Below are 18,385 nucleotides of genomic sequence, written 5' to 3'. Positions count from 1 at the left end.
GCATGGCTCGGACGTTTTTTTACTGTGGATTCATTTCCATATGGAAAAGTTCGAAAATGTGACCATTGATATCGTAAAAGCTTTTCGAATACATGCCTTGTTCGTCCATGAGATATCCCTTTTTAGCCCCAGCATTGACAGCTTTTTCGTAAAGTTCATCCACTTCAGCCCGTGTGTCAAATGTAAGTGCGTTGATGACAGCCGTTGTTTTTCTGTAATCAGGAAGTTCTGACGCAGGCAGGAACTGTTTGAAGAATGGTTCCACTAGTAACATAACGAAAGTCGTTTCGTTCAGAATCATGCAAGTCGCGTTTTCATCGGTAAAATCCGCATTAAATTTGAAACCTAGTTCCGTGTAAAAAGCAATGGATTCATTTAAATCCTTCACAGGTAAATTAATGAAAGTCATTTTTACATTTGGCATTCTCTTTTCCTCCTAAAAAAGCACCTAGCGTATTGCCGGGTGCTTTGATTTATTTTGCTCAATCTAAAATTCTCCGATGGAATTGTTGCTTTTGTTCCGTGGCTGGCTTATTGTTTACATGGTTTTTTTCAGCAAACTGATGGTGGGAATTTTCTTTTGGCAAGGCATCACTCATTTTGGGTGCTTTCTTCGCTGTCCGAACTGAATTCGTTTTAATATCTGCCATTCTGGAAATCCTCCTTTTCAAAGCGCTTTGATTACTCATTTTCCCGATTTCCCTGTTTCAAAACGTTACGTTTTAAAGTATAATGAGTTACAAATGCAACTAAAATTTAAAACACTCAATATAATGTAGACAAATTGCAAATAGGTATTGCAAACGTTTTCTTTATATACTATAATAAAACAAGAATTGTAGGATTGTTACTGTTCGGCAGGCAAAACCTGAATTAATTCGAAGACTATTGTTTTTTTGTAGTTTTGGAATTAGTTTGGGTTTTTTCTTTTGAAAGGATGGTTAAGACAAATGGAGATCATAAAAATCTTAAACAATAATGTTGTCGTTGCCGAAGACGGAGAGGCCAAGGAAATTGTTGTTATGGGGCGTGGATTAGCTTTTCAAAAGAAAGTCGGAGATGAAGTTGACGAGACGAAAATTGAAAAGACCTTTGTAATGGAGTCACATGAGCTTTCCGAAAAGCTTTCTGAATTACTAAGCGAAATATCCGCCAAACATTTGCGAGTCGCTGATGACATCGTACAGTATGCAAAGGAAAAACTAGGCGCCGAACTTAGCGCCAACATTTACTTGACACTTACCGATCACATTAATTTTGCGCTGTCCCGCTATAAACAAGGCATTAACCTGAAAAACGCATTACTTTGGGAAATCAAACGCTTTTATCAACCCGAATACCAAGTTGGTTTAAAAGCACTTGGCATTATCCAAGAAGAGTTCGGTTATTTGCTAGATGAAGATGAAGCCGGCTTCATCGCACTGCATATCGTGAACGCACGCCAAGACGGCCAACAAATGACCACCACAGTCACAATGACGCAAATTGTTCAAGATATTTTAAACATCGTAACGTATCATTACGGTATGGTCTTAGATGAAACCTCACTCAATTACACACGTTTTGTGACGCACCTTCAATATTTTGCTCAAAGAATGCTGCTGGACGAAGTCGTAGATTCTGGCGATGATTTTCTGTTTGAACAAGTCCAAATCAAATATCCAGAAGCATTTAAATGCACCCAAAAAATTGATGCCTATTTAAAAAATACCCATCATGCCTCCTTAACGCGTGATGAACAAGTTTATTTAACGATTCATATTTATCGCGTAACAGAACGCAACTCCCTTTAACTCATATGTAATGCATTACATAAAAAAAAGCAGCGATTAAACACCGCCGCCTGACGCAGAATGCTAGTCAAAAATAAGTGGACTCTTACTTTTGATAGGAATAACCTTACAATTGTTTGGTATATTTCGACTAGCGTTCTTTTTGATATGTAACATTAAGTTACGCCCTTTTGTAGTAATGTGATAGCTTGTATTTGTCTGTCCATATGCTCGAAGTACATACCCGTATTCTTCCAGTTTATACAATACTTCAAGAATATGATTTTTGTTTAAATCTGTTTCGCGCTCTATTTTTGGTAATTCTTGTTGCAAATAATCCATCTCCAGACAATGAGAATCTAGGAAATGTAAAATTTTAAAAATCTGCACGTAAACATAGCCGTTCATTTTGTCACCCCATTAAAGTCTATGACTACCTCAACTTCTCTATCCCGTACGTCTTTTAATCAACGAAAGTAAAATTACAATCCTTTCAATTGTAGTATACAACACTTGAGGATATAAAACTAATTATATAATTTGCAGATTTGTATAAGATGAAAGAAAACATTTTATGTAAAAAAAGACATCTTTTCGAAAAGAAAGTATAAAATGTTATATGGTTGTGAAATTTAGTATAAGAAAAAGGGATAATTACATTGACAAAAGACAAATGAATTGTTACGTTTGTGTTACGTGAACGAGTGGGAGGCGCTTGCGAAAAAGGGTTTTTAAAAATAGAAAAAAGGGGTTTGAACATGAAGAAAACATGGAAAAAGGGACTGCTCAGTTTAATGTCGGCAAGTCTTGTTTTGTCGCTTATTCCACCATACACAGGATTTGCTGAGGAGGATGTAGCGAGTAAGGATGACACAAATAAGACAGAACAAAAGCCAACAGAAGTAAAAGATGAAAGAACGGAAACAGAAATTGTATATGACAATCATGACGGAAGTTTTACAAAGCAAATTTTTTCAGAACCTGTTCATGTAGAAGTTGACGGAGAGATGGAACGTGTCGATCCAGATTTGGAAAACGATACGGTAACGGAGAAGATTACTCCGAAGCAAACACAAATAAACATTGAATTTTTTGAAAACATGGAGAATGGAGTTTATCAAAAATTAACGCAAAGTGGTGCAGAAGTGACATTTGCGCTGAAATCCGCTAGACAAGGTGAGACAGAAATTTTAATCGAAAATCAAAAGGCAACTTTTGAAGACAATGAGGTTACATATAAAAAGGTGCTTCCGGATACTGATTTAAGACATTTTACATTTAATCAGTCAGTAAAGGAAGACCTCGTTTTACATGAAAAAAATGAGCTCGATACGTATGTATACCAAATTGAAACAAAACTACATGTCAAGCAAGCGGAAAATGGCGATATCGTCTTTGAAAATAAAACAGGCGACACCATTTATACATTACCGAAACCAGTTATGGCAGATTCGAATATTGGCGAGGAATCGGGTGAAGCTGTTACATCAGAAGCGGCACATTTCGAATTAAAGCCACTTACGAAAACGGTTTATGAATTGCAATTGAAGGTAGATACAGAATGGCTTAATGATCCAGAGCGGGTATATCCTGTTTATATTGATCCTTCTGTTCGAATTGATGATATTTATAATGCGAATATTAATTCTGCAAGCACAACAGAAAATAACATTGGGAGTAAACTATGGGATTCTGGTCAGAATGCCTATACACTGAAACTCGGAAAGTGGGATAATTCAACAGGAAATAACGCTGCTTTCTTAAAAATGGATACTTCTACATTAAACAAAGCATCCATTTCAAAAGCCACTTTAAAGCTTTATAATATTTGGCACATGTCGCCGACTTTAAAAAATGATATTTGGTATTATGAAGCCAATGCTAACTGGTCTCCGTGGCAAGTTACATGGGCAAACCAACCAAGTGGAACACGCCTAGGGAGCGTAGATGTTGGTCGTGGACAATGGGCGAGCTTAGATGTGACGAGTACGGTTCAAGCATGGGCAAGTGGAGTACGACCAAATTACGGTTTTCGCCTAGGGACAAATATTGACCAAAATTACTGGAAGAAAATAGTTGCAAGTGAAAATAATACAAACTATCCTTACTTGGAAGTGACGTATACCTATGCCCAGCCCGAGAAACCAACTGTAAAGACATATTCGAACGGGGTTGGCACGGGTACAGGTTACATGGATTTATCTTGGAAGGCAGTTCCAGGTGCGACAAGTTACAATATTGTTATTTCTAATGGTTATAACTATGAATATTTTAACACTGGGAGTTCGGCAACAACTTGGAGCACAAAAGATAAGAAAATTTTCCCGACTGCTGCCGAAATTGCAGACGGTGAATTTTATTTTCACCATGATGGGAAAGGAACCGAATTTGCTCTTGATCCGCGGGAATTATATGAGAACGGCTATTTAGCAGGAAGTGGCTTTGGACTACGCAATTTAACGCGCTATTTATTCCGTGTGCAGGCAGTTTATCCAGGCGGTGAAAGCCCAAACTCCGATTTGGTTTTTGCCTACATGCCGATTGAAAAGCCAAAAGCGCCTGTTGCGAAAGCTTATTCCAATTTGGCACATAAGGAAACGGGGTATGTCGAGTTAAATTGGGAGCCAAGCCCGATGGCGGATGGATATAAAGTCCTTGCCTACAACGGAAAAACGTACGAACAATATGATGTAGGCACGGCGACAAAATGGACAACGCAAAATAAAGGGATTTGGCCGACAAACGCAGAAATTGCAGATGGCAAGTTTGCACTTCATAAAGACGGAAGTGGTGCAGAACTTGCAAGAGACCCTTCGCCAGTCTACCGAAATACAGGCGGCATTTACGGGGAACGGAAAAATTATTGGTTCCGCGTAATTGCTTATCAAAAGGCGGGCAACAATGCGGAAAGTGCGCAATCTGATCCTGCTACGCCAGTCATTCCAGAGGCTGTGAATAAACAGCTTGGTATGGCGGATTACTGGACGAGCGTACCTGTACGCGGCGGGGAAGTTAATGCGACAAATGGGAATTTCTTGTTCCATGAAACGGATTTCGAACTCGCAGGACGCGGACCAAGCATTAATGTGGACCGAACGTTTAATAGTCAAGACGAGGCAATTGGGATTTTTGGGAAAGGTTGGACAAGTACGTTAGAGGAAAAACTTGTAGAAGAAGCGAATGGCGATATTATTTGGGTTGAATCGGACAAGAAAATCCATCGTTTTACTAAAAAAGGGGATTCTTATACGGCGCCATCTGGTATTTATTCGGAAGTTTCTAAAACGGCGGACGGCTTTTTGAAAGTGGAAGAAGATAAATCTGAAACACGTTTTCTTCCAGATGGTCGTTTAGTTTCTGAGAAAGATACGAAAGGGAATCAGCTGACATATGTGTATGCAGATGGCAAGCTTGCGAGTTTACGTGATGCGTCTGGTCGGACGGTGACGCTCACTTATGACGGCGATTTAGTGACGAAACTTGTTGGTCCTTTGGGGCGGACGATTAGTTATACGTATAATGGGAATCAGGAGCTTGTAAGTTCCTCTACGGCGCGTGGTAAAGTCTACCGATACGGCTATAAAGATGGGTTGCTAACGGCGATTTATGATCCGAAACATACGGATGCTAAACCTTATGAAACGACATTTGTTTATGAGGATGAAAAGCTGACGGAGATTACGGATCCGGTCGGGAAAAAGACGACGCTTTCTTATGATAAGGAAAAACATCAAACGACTTTAACAAATGAGAAAAAGAAAAAAACGATTTATGAGTATAACGATGCAGGAAATCCGAAAAAGGAAATTGTGGATGCGGATGGATTGAAGCTGACAACAACCTACACGTATGAATCAAATAATTTAACAAAAGAAGTAAATCCAAAAGGGCAGGAAGAAACGTATACGTATGATGCAGATGGAAATGTGACGCAGATGACGGATGCTTATGGTACGGAATCTTATACGTATAATGATAACAATGATGTGACGAGTGCAACGGATACGGAAGGCCGTAAGACGACGGTGGCGTATGACGGAGCGGATGCGGTGTCGGAAACATTGGCGACGGAAGCACAAGTCTCTTCTGTTACTCAATACGATAGTTACGGAAATCCGATTCGCGGTAGCGGAGAGCTCTCTTCTGGCGGAAATTTAGTTCAAAATAGTGGGTTTGAAAAAGGAACGAGTCTTTCGAACTGGACACTCATACAATCGAATGCAAAGGGTGGCATTACATTTGATAACACGCAAATGGCACCTGGTGCGCTTGGTGGCAGTGGTTCAGTGAAGGTGACTAGCGAGGCGCTTACAACGGATAAAGGCTATTCGGCGGCAACACAGCGCGTTGATGTGGATCCAGAAACAACGTATACATTTAGTGCATGGACTAAAACATCGGGAATGACAAACGCGGATGGTCTTTTGATTGCTAGATTACAAGATGCGAATGCGAAAGATGTAACGGATGGAAGTGTCTGGCAGTCGAATCGTCCAACTTCGATTAAAAATAATAGCGGCTGGGTAAAACGCCAACTGACATTTAAAACATCAAAAAATACGCGTCAAGTGTTGCTTTACCTAGACAACGAGCAAGCTGCACCAAATAAAGGAAAAGGCACGATTTGGTATGATAATGTTCAACTCGAAAAAGGTAGCGTAGCATCTAGCTACAATCCAGTCGTAAACAACAGTTTTGAAGACCATAATGGTACGCTTCCAGCAGGATGGGCTCGTACGGGAAATACAGCTTTATCCCAAGCTAAAGTGGTTGATAATGAAAGCTTTAGTGGCGACAGCGCGGTTTATTTTGAACGGAAGGCGACGAGCGAAGCGCATACACACATGCTTCAAGATGTCGCTATCAATCAAAAAGAAGCAAAGGCACTCACGTTAACCGCATTATCTAAGTCAGAAAATGCCAAAGTAAACGGCGCGACTACAGTGATGTCCAATGATTATTCCATTTGCGGGACGATTTATTATCAAGATGGAACGGCTTCCTATGTACAAGGGCAATTCCCGCTCGGTACAAACGACTGGAACCGAAGCGCTGTAGTTATAAAACCTGCAAAACCAATTCAATCCATTAAAATCTACACATTATTCCGTAATGGCTTAACTGGAAAAGCTTGGTTTGACGATGTTCGCGTCATAGAAGGCGAAGTGCTCACACGCGAAGAGTATGATGCATCAGGCAACTACGTGACGGCAAGTTACGACGAAGAAGGCCGTAAAATTAGCTTTACCTATGATGCATACGGCAACAAAACTTCAGAAACGGACGAAAAAGGCAACAAAAAAACGCTCACCTACGATGCCGACAACGCTCTAACGAACACAACACTCGCAAACGGCACATCAGTCGCGTACAAATATGACGACAACGGCAACACCACAGAGAAAAATGTTACCGCTTCTGGAAAAACGCAAAAGAATAGTTATGCCTACGACGTAGACAACAAGATTACAGCGTTCACCGATGCACTTGGGCGGACAATTCAGTACGAATATGATGCAAGCGGCAATGAGACAAAGGCTATCATGCCAAATGGGCGCGTAACCGAAAGTACGTACGATTCAGCGGACCGCACGAACGGCATCAATTGGAACAACGAACCAGCGTTTAAATTCCAGTACGATCCAAACGGCAACCAAACAAAAGTCACCGACGAAATTAATGGTATCGTCACGGACAAAACATACGACGATGCAGACCGTATCACAAAAGTGGCCGAACGCGGCGGTCAAATCAGCTATTCCTACAAAGACAAGCCAACACAAGACAACAAAGGCAAAACCGACAAAGTGGCCGACGTTTCCATTAGCCACGGCGACTATACCGCCAAAACAAGCTACACGTACAACGATTTAGACCAAAATACCCGCGTGAACGACGGCAGTAAAAACGCCTATTTTGAGTTCGATGAGTTCGGCAACATTGGCCTATACACAGCAGGTAACGGCACAGCCGCAAACTATGTGTATGATAGCACCCAAAAAGTAACGAATGTGGCAATTGGCGATGCAGAAGGCGACCTCATTTTAGACGAGAGCTATACGTACGATGCAGCAAGCAACCGTACAAGTATCGACAACAAAAAAAGTGGAAAAACTACCTATGAATACGATGCTGTTAATCAATTGACGAAAGAAAGCTTGCCAGACGGCACCGTCAAATCCTACACGTATGATGGTTTTGGAAACCGCACGCAAGTTCAAATAACTGGTTCAGAATCGAAGACCACTGCCGCCACGTTCAATGACGGCAACCAGCTTGTGCAATTTGGTAGCGATAGACTGACTTATGATACGAATGGCAACCGAACGAGTGACGGAAAATTCAATTATACGTGGGACACAGGCGACCGTTTAATCAGCATTACAAAAAAAGATGAAAATAGTCCATTTGTCCGTTATACTTATGATGATGACAACCGCCGTCTTTCCAAAACAGTGGACGGTGTGACAACCAATTATCATTATGATGGTGACAGCATCGATGTGCTGTATGAAACGGATAGCGCAGGAAAAGTGCTCCGCCAATATGTCTATTCCGACAGCAATATCCGCCTAGCCATGAAAATGAATGGCAAAACACTGTACTATCACTACAATGCACATGGTGACGTCATTGCCATGACCGATGAAAACGGCAAAGTGGTCGCGGAATACGCCTACGATGCATGGGGCGTTGTTCTTAAAAACACAGCCACAACAACCGAGACAAAAGCCAATCCATATCTATATGCAGGTTATACGTATGACAAAGAAATCAAACAGTATTACTTGATGGCGCGCTACTATGAGCCAGAACAAGGCGTGTTCACCGCCTACGATCCAGACCCAGGCGACGAAGACGACCCACAGACGATGAATGGGTATAATTATGCGAATAATAATCCTGTGATGATGATTGATCCAGATGGAAATATTGCATGGTGGGCTGTAGCCGCTGCGGCAGGATCAGCTTATGAGGTAGGTAAATATTTGTATAAGAATAGGAACAAAGGCTATTCTGCTAAAGGTGTATTTGGCGCTGCAGTAAAAGGTGGATTAAATGGTGTTTGGAAGACAGGAGTTGGACGAGTTTTTGGGCTTGGTGGAATGACTAGAGTGGGAATGAAAATTATAAAGAAGAAAAAATTATATAAATCAGTTTGGACAAATGCTAAAAGTTTATACAGAAATCCAGGGAAGCATTTGAAAAGAACTTTAATCAATAAAAATGTTACTAAAAAAAGCAAAAGAAACTATTCAAGATTAAGAAGCCGTATTAATAATGATAAATTGAACCGTTTTTACAAAAAGAAAAAATTTTACAAAGGCAAAGCTGTTAAAAAGAGAAGGAAGTGATTAGAATTACCTTTTTGACGAAAATAATGATAAGTTTGTTGTGTACAGTGGTCACCTTATATAGTGGCTATATATATAGAGTTATCGGAGAGGGGAAACTAGGTATTTCCAAATGGAGTTATAGGACTTTTTCCGCTCTTAGTTTCCTGTCATTTCTCTATTTATCTGTCATGTCTTTTATATTTTTTGTTACTTGGGATGTGCGAGACGATAAAATACTCTATCAATCCGTGATATTCGTGATTCTAACGATATTATTAAACCTTCTGTTTTTTAAGAAGCCGAAAAGTAAACTGTTATTAGTGATTTCGATATTATGGTGTCTGGGCATTGTTTTCTATGCTGTGTATGTATTCAATGTGAAATTTTTGCTAGAAGGAATTTTTGAATTTAAATTTGGGAGTATAAATATTGAATTGGCTTTATTGTGTATGATGGTGGTTTTAGCTTCAGCTTATTTGATAAAGTTAAATACTGATGTATCACGTTGGATGGTAAAAGTATTGTTTGTCATCAATTTGGGTACTCTCGTATGTGGTTTGACTTTGTCATTTGCAGTATTATTTGTTAAAGAAAATCGAATTTGGTTACCGCTATTTAGTTTGTTGATAACAATTCTATTTTTACTTTTAGTTTATCGAATAAAAAATAAAAAAATTTTTATAATGGTAACCACTTGGAATTTAATAATGAGTGTGTATTTTTTGTCTTTAATTTTTGTATCTTTTGACAACTAATTCATTAAAAACGACTTCTCTGAATGATAATAAGGGTTGATTCGCATAAAAACCATTATAATTAAACATTTTTTATTTCAAAAATCAAATTCCTGGTGCACCTGCTAAATCCACTCATGCATCGGGAATTTGAAACAAGTTATTGAAAAGGCAAAACTATAGAATTTTCCATCAAGATAAAGGAAGTGTTGATAGATATGGGAGGTATAGTAATAACAGGGATGTAACTTTAATTGAATATCATAGTATCGATATTCAAAAAAATTAAATCAAATTCCACTTAGTGTATCCAGATTTTAATAAGAAAATAGAGCTAATTTTTAATAAAGTTTGTGGTTTTTATTTTGTAAATGGGTATGAAACAAGCCGATATTCTACAGAAGATTATGAATACGGAGAGAAAAGGGAATTATTATCAGTAGTATATGATAATTCAAAGGAACAAAAATTAATAATTAAATCCAGAGATACTTTTTATAATGGTTTTGATGCTAACTTTAATTTTACTTTAGAATTTATGGAGGGGCTTTTGCTAATTGAAGCCGATGAAATAAAAGTTGATGGCGAAGAATACAATAATCTACTTGAGCATATCGAATTGTAGAGTTCTTTTGGTGCCTAGGAAGTTGTCCTGAAAGGTATAGCTAGAACAACCTAGGCACATGCTAACACGCATCTGTACGTGCTGCAAGGAAACAAATAATATTGCTTAGCGCGTTACTATGAGTCAGAATAAGATTTGTTTATCACCACACCTCAGACAATGAATGGGTACGATTATGGTCAAAATAATCCCGTAATGCATGTGGACCCTGATGGACATAGGATTTGGCTAGCAATAAATGCCGGTTTTGCAGCTTATGATGGCTATAAAGCTTATAAAAAGACGAAGAGTTGGAAAAAAGCTGGAATTGCAGCAGGTAAAGGTGCGCTTGGTGGTGCATTAAATAAAGGCTATCGAGCAGCTCGTTCTTACTATTTCAAGAGAAAAGCGAAGAAACAAGGTCCTTTTGTACCAACAGAATATTGGACACGAAATGCACTTAAGATGGGAAGCCCAAATTCGAGAATTTTGCATCATAAATTGAAGAATGGAGTAAAAGAAAAGTCAACTGTTATTTATGATAAATATGGGCGCCAGAAATATCGAGTAGATTATAATAATCATGGTAGAAGAGATCATACAAAGCCCCATTTGCATGTAGTCAAGTATAGTGCAAATATCCACGAGGAAAATTTAAAGGTCGTGAAACAAGATTTAATATCTATAGAAAATAGTGGGAGGGAGAAGCCGTGACAATATGGAAAAAATTAAATACTATAACAGCTGAAAATTCTTTGTTTGTAGAGGAAAATTTAAATACAATTACAAAATTTACGTACTATACAGAAGACGGGGAAGTGGTATTAATAGCTTCTTTCAATAGAAAAAATGATAGTATTGAAGTAAAGTTTTTAGGTGTAGAGGATTTAAAAGTAAACGCTGATTCAAGTGATCAATATTTTTATGATATAGGAATTGATACAATTTCTGATTCACAACTAGAAAATATTAACTATTATGTTGAGGACTATGAATCTCAATCCATTAGATTTTATTGCAGGGAAATTGAAGTTATGGGATCGGTTGGATAAATAATGCCCAGCTTAGAAGCTAATACGAGTAACTATATCTAATGAACGTAGCTATCTTTTTCAGACAAGAAAAAGTAGATTCTAATTTAAAAGTTGTAGTCCATTATGCGTACTTTTACTCAAAGTTTTAGATGCACTTGTTATCTCATGCATCTAAAACTTCAGATTAACAATTAAAAAGGGGAAGTTATGAAAAAATATCCGCACATTCATTTGTCATTTGCACATGTTTTTACAGCTGATGAGTATTACCGGGTTTATTTTTACGAAAATACACTTGTTTTTGTAAAACTAGGCGGGCAGTTTCATCATGAAAATTTACTTGAACAGGCAGGGCTTTTTGGCGCCATTTTATTCTATATTCCGTACAAAATAGCTAGAAGGCGACAGGAAAAACGAGAGGCTCATGTGGATGCTGTTTTAGTGAAAAAAGGAATGAAAGCTTTACTTAGCGAACGGAAAAGTTTTCAGTTGAAGCAATCTGAAATCAACAAAATTATTTTCCGAACAAATTGGAAGACGCAAATTTTTTCAAACTACGACAAGCACTTACTACTTTTAAAAAATGATGGAACTTGCCTAAAGGCAGCCATTTCATTTGGGCAATCGAAGAATTATGTTATCGGGAAATTGATGAAAAACGGCTATTTAGTGGAGGAAGAAGATGAATAAAGAGGAGTTTTTGGAATACCAACCAATTCAAAATCAAGGTTTTGTAGGAGATATTTCGTTTGAAGACTGGGAATACGGGCAGGACGTTTTTAGCGATATGCAAAAAATCGTTGCCAGTGACGCGGCAACCATAATTTTTCCAGAAAAAAGAAGTGTAAAACAATTTTTGCGAGAGGAAAATATTCCTTTTAAAGTGCATATGGCAGAAGTTTATTTACACTCGCCAAGCCCTTTTCATGTGGTTAAAATCCTTGAAGAGTATTGCGTTTACGGCTTTTGTAAATATATGACACTATTTTTAGGTAACCCATGTGAATTTCGTTTAGAGCAATTTGGGAAAAAAGGAGGATGGGACATTGGCCGATATTTAAACGGCCATTCAGTTGGACTAACGTTACTTGAAAATGAGCCAACACTCTATGTGTCCGCCCAAGATGAACAGGACTGCGAAAACTTCATTCAGCTAATCGAACAACGTTTAGATGATAAAATCGTTCCGTTTATGGACTATAAGGAAACTAATTTAGGCGGCATTTTAGTCCCGCCGGCATTTTTAAAAGAGTTTAATTTGCCGGTTGAAAAATTTCGTATTTCTGCGCGGCTTTTAAATAGCCCCAATGCAGGAAATGATGATGCGCTCCCTCAATTGTTTGCAGGCGATAATCTTCAAATGATTGCGATTGCTAGTTCGTACGATGACACATTGGATGAGTTGGGAATTGATTATCATTTGGATAATAGAATGTTACTTTCGGAACCTATAGCGGCTGAAAGACGTGAAGCAACAATTAATCAGCTGCATAAAGAAAGCTTTTTAGAGCGGGTTTATCTTTTTTATGGGAATAATCCGGATGTTAAAGTAAGGAAAAATCAAACGAATTCTTTTTTGAAAAAATTGTTTTCATATAAATCGTTTTTGGATTTTAATTTAGAAGAAGGCGGGAAAGCCGTTATTCTTTTGTTTGATGGTGAACTTGCGGTTATGTTTGAAAATGTATAAAAAGGAGTCTAACCTCACCTTGAAAGTGGGGTTTTTTTGTTTCTTTCGGGTTTTCGTAACAGAAAGTACACAAAAAAAGAATAAAAAGTTACAAAATTGACCACTTTTTCAGTCGCAACCTGATATGATATTAAGTGAAAATAGGCTTGTTTGCAGCATATATTGACTTTTTCTATATAAAAAAAGAAGATGGAAAGAAGGGAAAAAGTCAAAAAAATACACCAAAGGAAGGAACGGGGCATATGTCTTCAGAGATAAAGGAGTTTTATTCTAATGAAACTGTAGAGTTGGAGTTTAGTCATGAAAACTTGATTGAATTGCTTATTCATTCACCGCGAGTTAGTTGCGAGTATCGGAAGCTCAGAAAAAGAAATATAGTCAATCCGATTGCAAACAACGAAGTGTATTTTTTATCGTCAGGCATAATGGTTTTAACAAAAACAGATTTTCCCATTAATATTAGAAAAGCTAGTGAATTTGTTGGGTTAGAGAGAATCATTTTACAAGAGGACGGTATAAGTGAATACAGGGCAATTGTAGATTGTGAAGTTATCGTTTTTCAAGTTGGAGAAGTTTTGATGGAATTGTTTAGCCATCAGGAAGGTTGGTTATTTTTAGCAGTAGAAATGCAGAAACAAATTAAGTTTCTAACGAATCGGTATTTACTAATGCAGGAAGATAGTTTTTCAAGGTTAAAAGCAACCTTTTTTGATTTGGCTTCAAGATTTGGAACAAAGCAAGATGAAACCTACATACTACCAAAACAATTTAATAAAAAATTTATTGCAGAATATGCTGGCCTCAGCCCTAGTTCAGTCAAAAATGTAGAAGTTAGTTTGAAATCAGAGGGATTTATTGAAATTGCAGACAAATTTTATATTGTCAACTTAGAAAAATACTGCTCAAAAAATGTGTTTTCTTAGGGGGATATAAATGGCTGATGTAAGCAAATTGATTGATTCGAGTTGAGTCAATCAGAAATAAAAAATAGGGAGGAAAAATGTTAATGGTAGTAAAGGGATTTTTAAAAAGAAGTGGGAAAATTGTTTTAGCGACGGTGTTAATTGGGAGCTCGTTAATTGCTTTTTCGCCTGTTTCAGCGTTTGCTGATGAAGCAGTAGCGAATAGAGTGGCATTGACAGCAATACCGGCTGATGCAACTGAGGTAGCGACATTTGGGGAATTAAGAGCAGCGCTACTAGATGCAAATGTTACAAATATCAAGCTTACAGCAGATATTAAAGTAACTTCAAGCTTTAACTTTTCTTCACAAAAGAATTTGTATGGTGACGGGCATACGATCGACATGAACAACTACCGAATTGGAATTTCCAAAACTAAATTACTGAATCGTGTTGAAGGGATAACGATTACAAATCAAAACATCTATCCGCTATTTTGGTCCGAAAGTTCTGAAGTAACTGTGACGTATAAAGACGTCAACTCTTCAGGGGCGCAATTTATTTATAATGCGCATGGAACAACCATTTTGGAGGGGAAAATTACGGCAAATTCTACGAGGGAAGAAGTATATCAAGGGGATAAACTTCTTGTTAAATCAGGAGCGACTGTTAATTTCACTTCCCAAACGAGTTCTCCAGCATTACGAGTATACGATAGCGTAAATCAAGAGGCAAATTCTGATTTTAAAGTGACTTCAAAAGATATTTCGCTTTACGGACATGACAGCGATACAAAAATCATCGTTGCTGGAAACATGGTATTAAAATCCACAGATGAACAAGCGATTTATACAGCATGGTCAAATGCCGAAATGACGGTTGTAACAGGTGGTAAATTTCAGGCTACATCAGGGGAATTAACTGAAGAAGGAATTTCACTTACAAATGGAAACTTAACTGTACAGACAGGTGCAGACTTTGTTGTAACCTCTCCGGGTAGGCAAGGGACCGTACAAACAAGTGGTAAATTAGTATTTGAGAATGGTTCTAACTTTCTAATCACAAATACAAATGCTGTAGGGTCTGTTTTTGCCAACTATTCTAGAAGTTCGACAAATATCAACATTAATTCCGATAACGGATTATCAACTTGGGATGCGGGATTAATTAATAGTGCAAAACCGACTCATAATTACTATGATTTTAAAACAGCAACTTTTGATTTGTCTGGATGGGATCGAAGTAATCTTAACCAGAAGAATTTGACTTCGAACAGCTCGGACTTCAAGGCGCAATTTGTCAGTAAGACAACCGCTAAAATTAGTGGTGGTAGTTATGCTTTAACAAATATCGCAGCAACGACTATTGACAGACTGACAACGGATTCTACAAATATATCAGGCACAGCAGAGCCAAATGCAACTATTGAAATTAGAGTAAACGGTGAAGTAATTGGAACAGGAAACTCTGACTCAGAAGGAAAATATAATCTTGTAATTCCTAGACAAGTTATTGGAACTGAAGTTACAGTAGAGGCTGTGGCAAAAGGTAAAACATCTAGTACTTCAACAAATGTTCAGCAAGGTAGAGTGTTAGCAGAAACAACCATTGATGATGTGACAAATAAATCTACAGTTGTTTCTGGAACAGCAGAACCAAATGCAACTATTGAAGCAAAAGTAGGCGCGGAAGTAATTGCTACAGGAACAGTTAATGCGGATGGACAATATAGTTTAACTATTCCAGCGCAAAAAGTAGGCGTTGTTGTTACGGTAACCGCTATGGTTGACTGGCTTACATCTTCTGCATCTACAACAGTAACGAAAGAAACAGAAGGGACGATAACCATTACAGATCCTTTCTATATTGGTTATGATGAGGCTATTAAATCCACAGTTAGTGGTGATGTAGCGAAAGTGTATCTTCAAGTTGATGGTACAGACTACAAAGCCATTTCAGCTGAAGGAAGTTTTGAATACTTGGTCGAACATGAAATTACAAGTTTGTCACAAGAAGTATACCTTGTGGCAGTAGATGAGTCAGGCAAAGAGTTATCTCGTGCAAAAGTAGAGCTTAAAGATGGTGATTTATTAAGGGGCTCTGTTTCAGCTGATGCATTTATTGTTGGAGTGAGCAATTATGTAGCGGGTACTTACGAAGGTTCAATCGCAAAAGTGGCGCTTGTTGTTAATGGAATGGTTTATCCAGCGGTAGGTGTAGTCGGAGAAGATACTTTCCAATATTATGCAAAAGATAAAATTACAAGTCTCACTGATAATGTGGAGGTACTCGGCTATAATCCAGAAGGGAAATTAATTTACAGGACAGCTGTTTTAATAAACGGTCCCGGTAGCATTCAAGGGACAATCACAGCAGATTCTAGTGATTACATTATGATAACAGATTCCTATATTAGGGGAACTTTCACAGGAGGAGTTAAATATATTTCGCTTGTTGTGAACAATATGGAATATGCAAAAGTGGGAGTAATTGATAGCATAAACTGGCAATACTATGCAAAAGACAAAATTACAAGCCCAAATGATACTGTCGTTATAAGAGCATATAATGCGGCGGGGGCGCTCGTTGATGAGGAAAGAATCAATGTTTTACAAGAACCAAGAAAAGAAACAACGATTACTCCAGATGCTTTTACACTAAAAATTGATAGCTATGTGAAGGGGAAATTTACTGGAGATGTAAAATATGTTGCACTCAAAGTTGGCGACAAAACATATAGTAAAATTGGTGTCATGGATGATTCTAACTGGAGATATTATGCGAAAGATAAGATTCTAAGTACAGATGACCAAGTTACTATTATAGGTTACGGTTTGATGGGGGAAATAATCGTACAAAATGATGTGGAAGTAGAATAAAAATTAGTAAGAGAAGCATAAATTGTACAGGATTTATGCTTCTTTTTATCTGTAATTTGCTTTATATACACATCCGATGTGATTATGGACATTTGTAACGAATTTGTGAACTCAAGAAATTTCGAATAATCAAAAACCGGATTATTCGTAGAGGATTTTACGAAAAAAATAAAAAGGCACAAATTTCCGTGCAAAGCAAGAAAATACGCCGAAAGATCAAGGTTGAAAAAACAATTAGAAGCGGTTTTTAGCAGATGATTTTCAATATAAATATTGCTTTTTAGTAATTAGTAGATAAGAAAACTTGTAACAGAAAATACACAAAAAACAAAGGTTAATCGATAAAAATAGCTTTTTTTCTGATTTTAAACTGATATGATAATTAGTGAATTAAGAATTGCTAAAAGAAGTACTCGATTTTAGGAAAAGTATTAGCTTAGTTTTGAGTATGTTAATTCAGAAAGGATTTGAGTTGTACGATTTTCATTTAGGTAGCTTTGTTAAAGTAAGAACATGTCGATTAAAGCACTTTCACTAATAGATGATAACGTTCAAGTTACTGAAAAAAAACGAAAATTCTGAAAAGTGTTCTGGTTAGGAGGGTGAGAAAAATGCTTACTGAGATTAAAGAACTGTACTCCAATGATGCTGTAGAATCAAATTTTAATCAACAAAATTTGATGAAATTGCTCATTCAATCTCCACAAGTGAAACATGAATATCGGAAAATGAAGAAGAACCATGTGATTAATCCAATAAAGAGCAATGAAATTTATTTTTTAACATCAGGGATTATAGTTTCACAACATCAGGATTTCCCCATTAGTTTACAGCAGACAAATGAGTTTATTGGGTTGGATACTATTATTTTGCAAGGGGATTACGTCGATAATTATCGACCAATTATAGATTGTGAGGTAATTGTCTTTCAAAAGTCTGAAGTACTACTGGAATTGTTAAGTCATCAAGAAGGTTGGCTCTTCCTAGCATTAGAAATGCAAAAGCAGAATAATGTTTTAACGAATCGATATCTATTAATGAACGAAAATAGCTTTTCAAGACTTTCAGCTACTTTTTTTGAATTAGCTTCAAAATTTGGTGTTAAGCAAGATGATGCTTATATTCTTCCAAAGTATTTTAGCAAAAAATTCATTTCGGAATACGCAGGTCTAAGTCCCAGTTCTTTAAAGAAAATGGAAAGCCTTTTAAAAGAGGAAGGGATAGTAGACTTTGTAGACAAAATTTACATTGTTTATTTAGAGAGATATGCGAACTCCGAAAAAGCGATTTACAACCCAAAGGTTTTACAAAAGTGGTTGGAAAAAGAACAGTAGAATGCAGTTGCGTAAGCAGTTTTTTTATTTTAGTTATGAGTTTTAAATGTTTTGTGCAAGTGGGCTACTAATCAAATAGTTGCCGCTTGCAAACAATCT

Annotated in this window: 13 protein-coding genes; 10 read left to right on the top strand and 3 right to left on the bottom strand. The window is 37.4% G+C overall.

From position 1 onward, the window contains the following. Positions 1-19: 19 nt before the first annotated feature. Positions 20-424: a VOC family protein gene (locus tag BN1609_RS05430; protein ID WP_088810258.1), complete on the bottom strand. Its 405-nt coding sequence runs from the start codon at positions 422-424 to the stop codon at positions 20-22. A 58-nt stretch (positions 425-482) separates the two neighbouring features. Next, the gene (locus BN1609_RS13920) at positions 483-650 is read right to left on the bottom strand and encodes a hypothetical protein (RefSeq protein WP_159457892.1); all 168 of its coding nucleotides are present in this window, start codon (positions 648-650) and stop codon (positions 483-485) included. 300 nt (positions 651-950) lie between these two features. Here BN1609_RS13920 and licT point away from each other — a divergent pair, with 300 nt between their 5' ends. Next, the gene (licT, locus tag BN1609_RS05425) at positions 951-1,793 is read left to right on the top strand and encodes a BglG family transcription antiterminator LicT (protein WP_088810260.1); all 843 of its coding nucleotides are present in this window, start codon (positions 951-953) and stop codon (positions 1,791-1,793) included. A gap of 63 nt (positions 1,794-1,856) precedes the next feature. Here licT and BN1609_RS05420 read toward each other — a convergent pair whose 3' ends face one another. Then, positions 1,857-2,180 carry a DUF3116 family protein gene (locus BN1609_RS05420; RefSeq protein WP_159457891.1) on the bottom strand — a complete coding sequence of 108 codons (324 nt, stop codon included), beginning with the start codon at positions 2,178-2,180 and terminating at the stop codon, positions 1,857-1,859. 350 nt (positions 2,181-2,530) lie between these two features. Here BN1609_RS05420 and BN1609_RS05415 point away from each other — a divergent pair, with 350 nt between their 5' ends. From BN1609_RS05415 to BN1609_RS05370, 9 genes are all read left to right on the top strand, one after another. Continuing rightward, positions 2,531-9,127, top strand: a complete 6,597-nt coding sequence (locus BN1609_RS05415; RefSeq protein WP_088840601.1) for a DNRLRE domain-containing protein — start codon at positions 2,531-2,533, stop codon at positions 9,125-9,127. 1,020 nt (positions 9,128-10,147) lie between these two features. Continuing rightward, positions 10,148-10,468 carry a hypothetical protein gene (locus BN1609_RS05405; RefSeq protein WP_088840599.1) on the top strand — a complete coding sequence of 107 codons (321 nt, stop codon included), beginning with the start codon at positions 10,148-10,150 and terminating at the stop codon, positions 10,466-10,468. 135 nt (positions 10,469-10,603) lie between these two features. Further along, positions 10,604-11,161: a hypothetical protein gene (locus tag BN1609_RS05400; RefSeq protein WP_088840598.1), complete on the top strand. Its 558-nt coding sequence runs from the start codon at positions 10,604-10,606 to the stop codon at positions 11,159-11,161. Next, complete coding sequence (locus BN1609_RS05395) at positions 11,158-11,499, top strand: hypothetical protein (RefSeq protein ID WP_088840597.1); 342 nt, start codon at positions 11,158-11,160, stop codon at positions 11,497-11,499. Before BN1609_RS05400 ends, BN1609_RS05395 begins: the two co-directional genes overlap by 4 nt. A 189-nt stretch (positions 11,500-11,688) precedes the next feature. Continuing rightward, a complete protein-coding gene (locus BN1609_RS05390) occupies positions 11,689-12,171 on the top strand; it encodes a hypothetical protein (RefSeq protein ID WP_088840596.1) in 483 nt (160 codons plus the stop codon). Continuing rightward, positions 12,164-13,171, top strand: coding sequence for a hypothetical protein (locus tag BN1609_RS05385; RefSeq protein ID WP_088840595.1), 1,008 nt, complete (start codon positions 12,164-12,166; stop codon positions 13,169-13,171). The genes BN1609_RS05390 and BN1609_RS05385 overlap by 8 nt, the downstream gene beginning before the upstream one ends. A 146-nt stretch (positions 13,172-13,317) precedes the next feature. After that, positions 13,318-14,094, top strand: coding sequence for a Crp/Fnr family transcriptional regulator (locus BN1609_RS05380; protein ID WP_244169934.1), 777 nt, complete (start codon positions 13,318-13,320; stop codon positions 14,092-14,094). Positions 14,095-14,171: 77 nt separating this feature from the next. Then, on the top strand, positions 14,172-16,952 hold the full coding sequence (locus BN1609_RS05375; protein WP_159458325.1) for an immunoglobulin-like domain-containing protein: 2,781 nt from the start codon (positions 14,172-14,174) through the stop codon (positions 16,950-16,952). Positions 16,953-17,563: 611 nt separating this feature from the next. After that, on the top strand, positions 17,564-18,286 hold the full coding sequence (locus tag BN1609_RS05370) for a Crp/Fnr family transcriptional regulator (protein WP_179946385.1): 723 nt from the start codon (positions 17,564-17,566) through the stop codon (positions 18,284-18,286). Positions 18,287-18,385 lie beyond the last annotated feature (99 nt).

Source organism: Listeria sp. ILCC797, from assembly GCF_900186185.1.
In the GTDB taxonomy this organism is placed as follows: domain Bacteria; phylum Bacillota; class Bacilli; order Lactobacillales; family Listeriaceae; genus Listeria; species Listeria goaensis.
The sequence above is the reverse complement of the archived record's forward strand: the minus strand, read 5'-3'. Positions and strand labels throughout refer to the sequence as shown.

Coding starts and splice junctions, on each gene's coding strand:
- BN1609_RS05430 (WP_088810258.1), bottom strand. CDS start 424: ATGCCAAATGTAAAAATGACTTTCATTAATTTACCTGTGAAGGATTTA.
- BN1609_RS13920 (WP_159457892.1), bottom strand. CDS start 650: ATGGCAGATATTAAAACGAATTCAGTTCGGACAGCGAAGAAAGCACCC.
- licT (WP_088810260.1), top strand. CDS start 951: ATGGAGATCATAAAAATCTTAAACAATAATGTTGTCGTTGCCGAAGAC.
- BN1609_RS05420 (WP_159457891.1), bottom strand. CDS start 2,180: ATGAACGGCTATGTTTACGTGCAGATTTTTAAAATTTTACATTTCCTA.
- BN1609_RS05415 (WP_088840601.1), top strand. CDS start 2,531: ATGAAGAAAACATGGAAAAAGGGACTGCTCAGTTTAATGTCGGCAAGT.
- BN1609_RS05390 (WP_088840596.1), top strand. CDS start 11,689: ATGAAAAAATATCCGCACATTCATTTGTCATTTGCACATGTTTTTACA.
- BN1609_RS05385 (WP_088840595.1), top strand. CDS start 12,164: ATGAATAAAGAGGAGTTTTTGGAATACCAACCAATTCAAAATCAAGGT.
- BN1609_RS05375 (WP_159458325.1), top strand. CDS start 14,172: ATGTTAATGGTAGTAAAGGGATTTTTAAAAAGAAGTGGGAAAATTGTT.
- BN1609_RS05370 (WP_179946385.1), top strand. CDS start 17,564: ATGCTTACTGAGATTAAAGAACTGTACTCCAATGATGCTGTAGAATCA.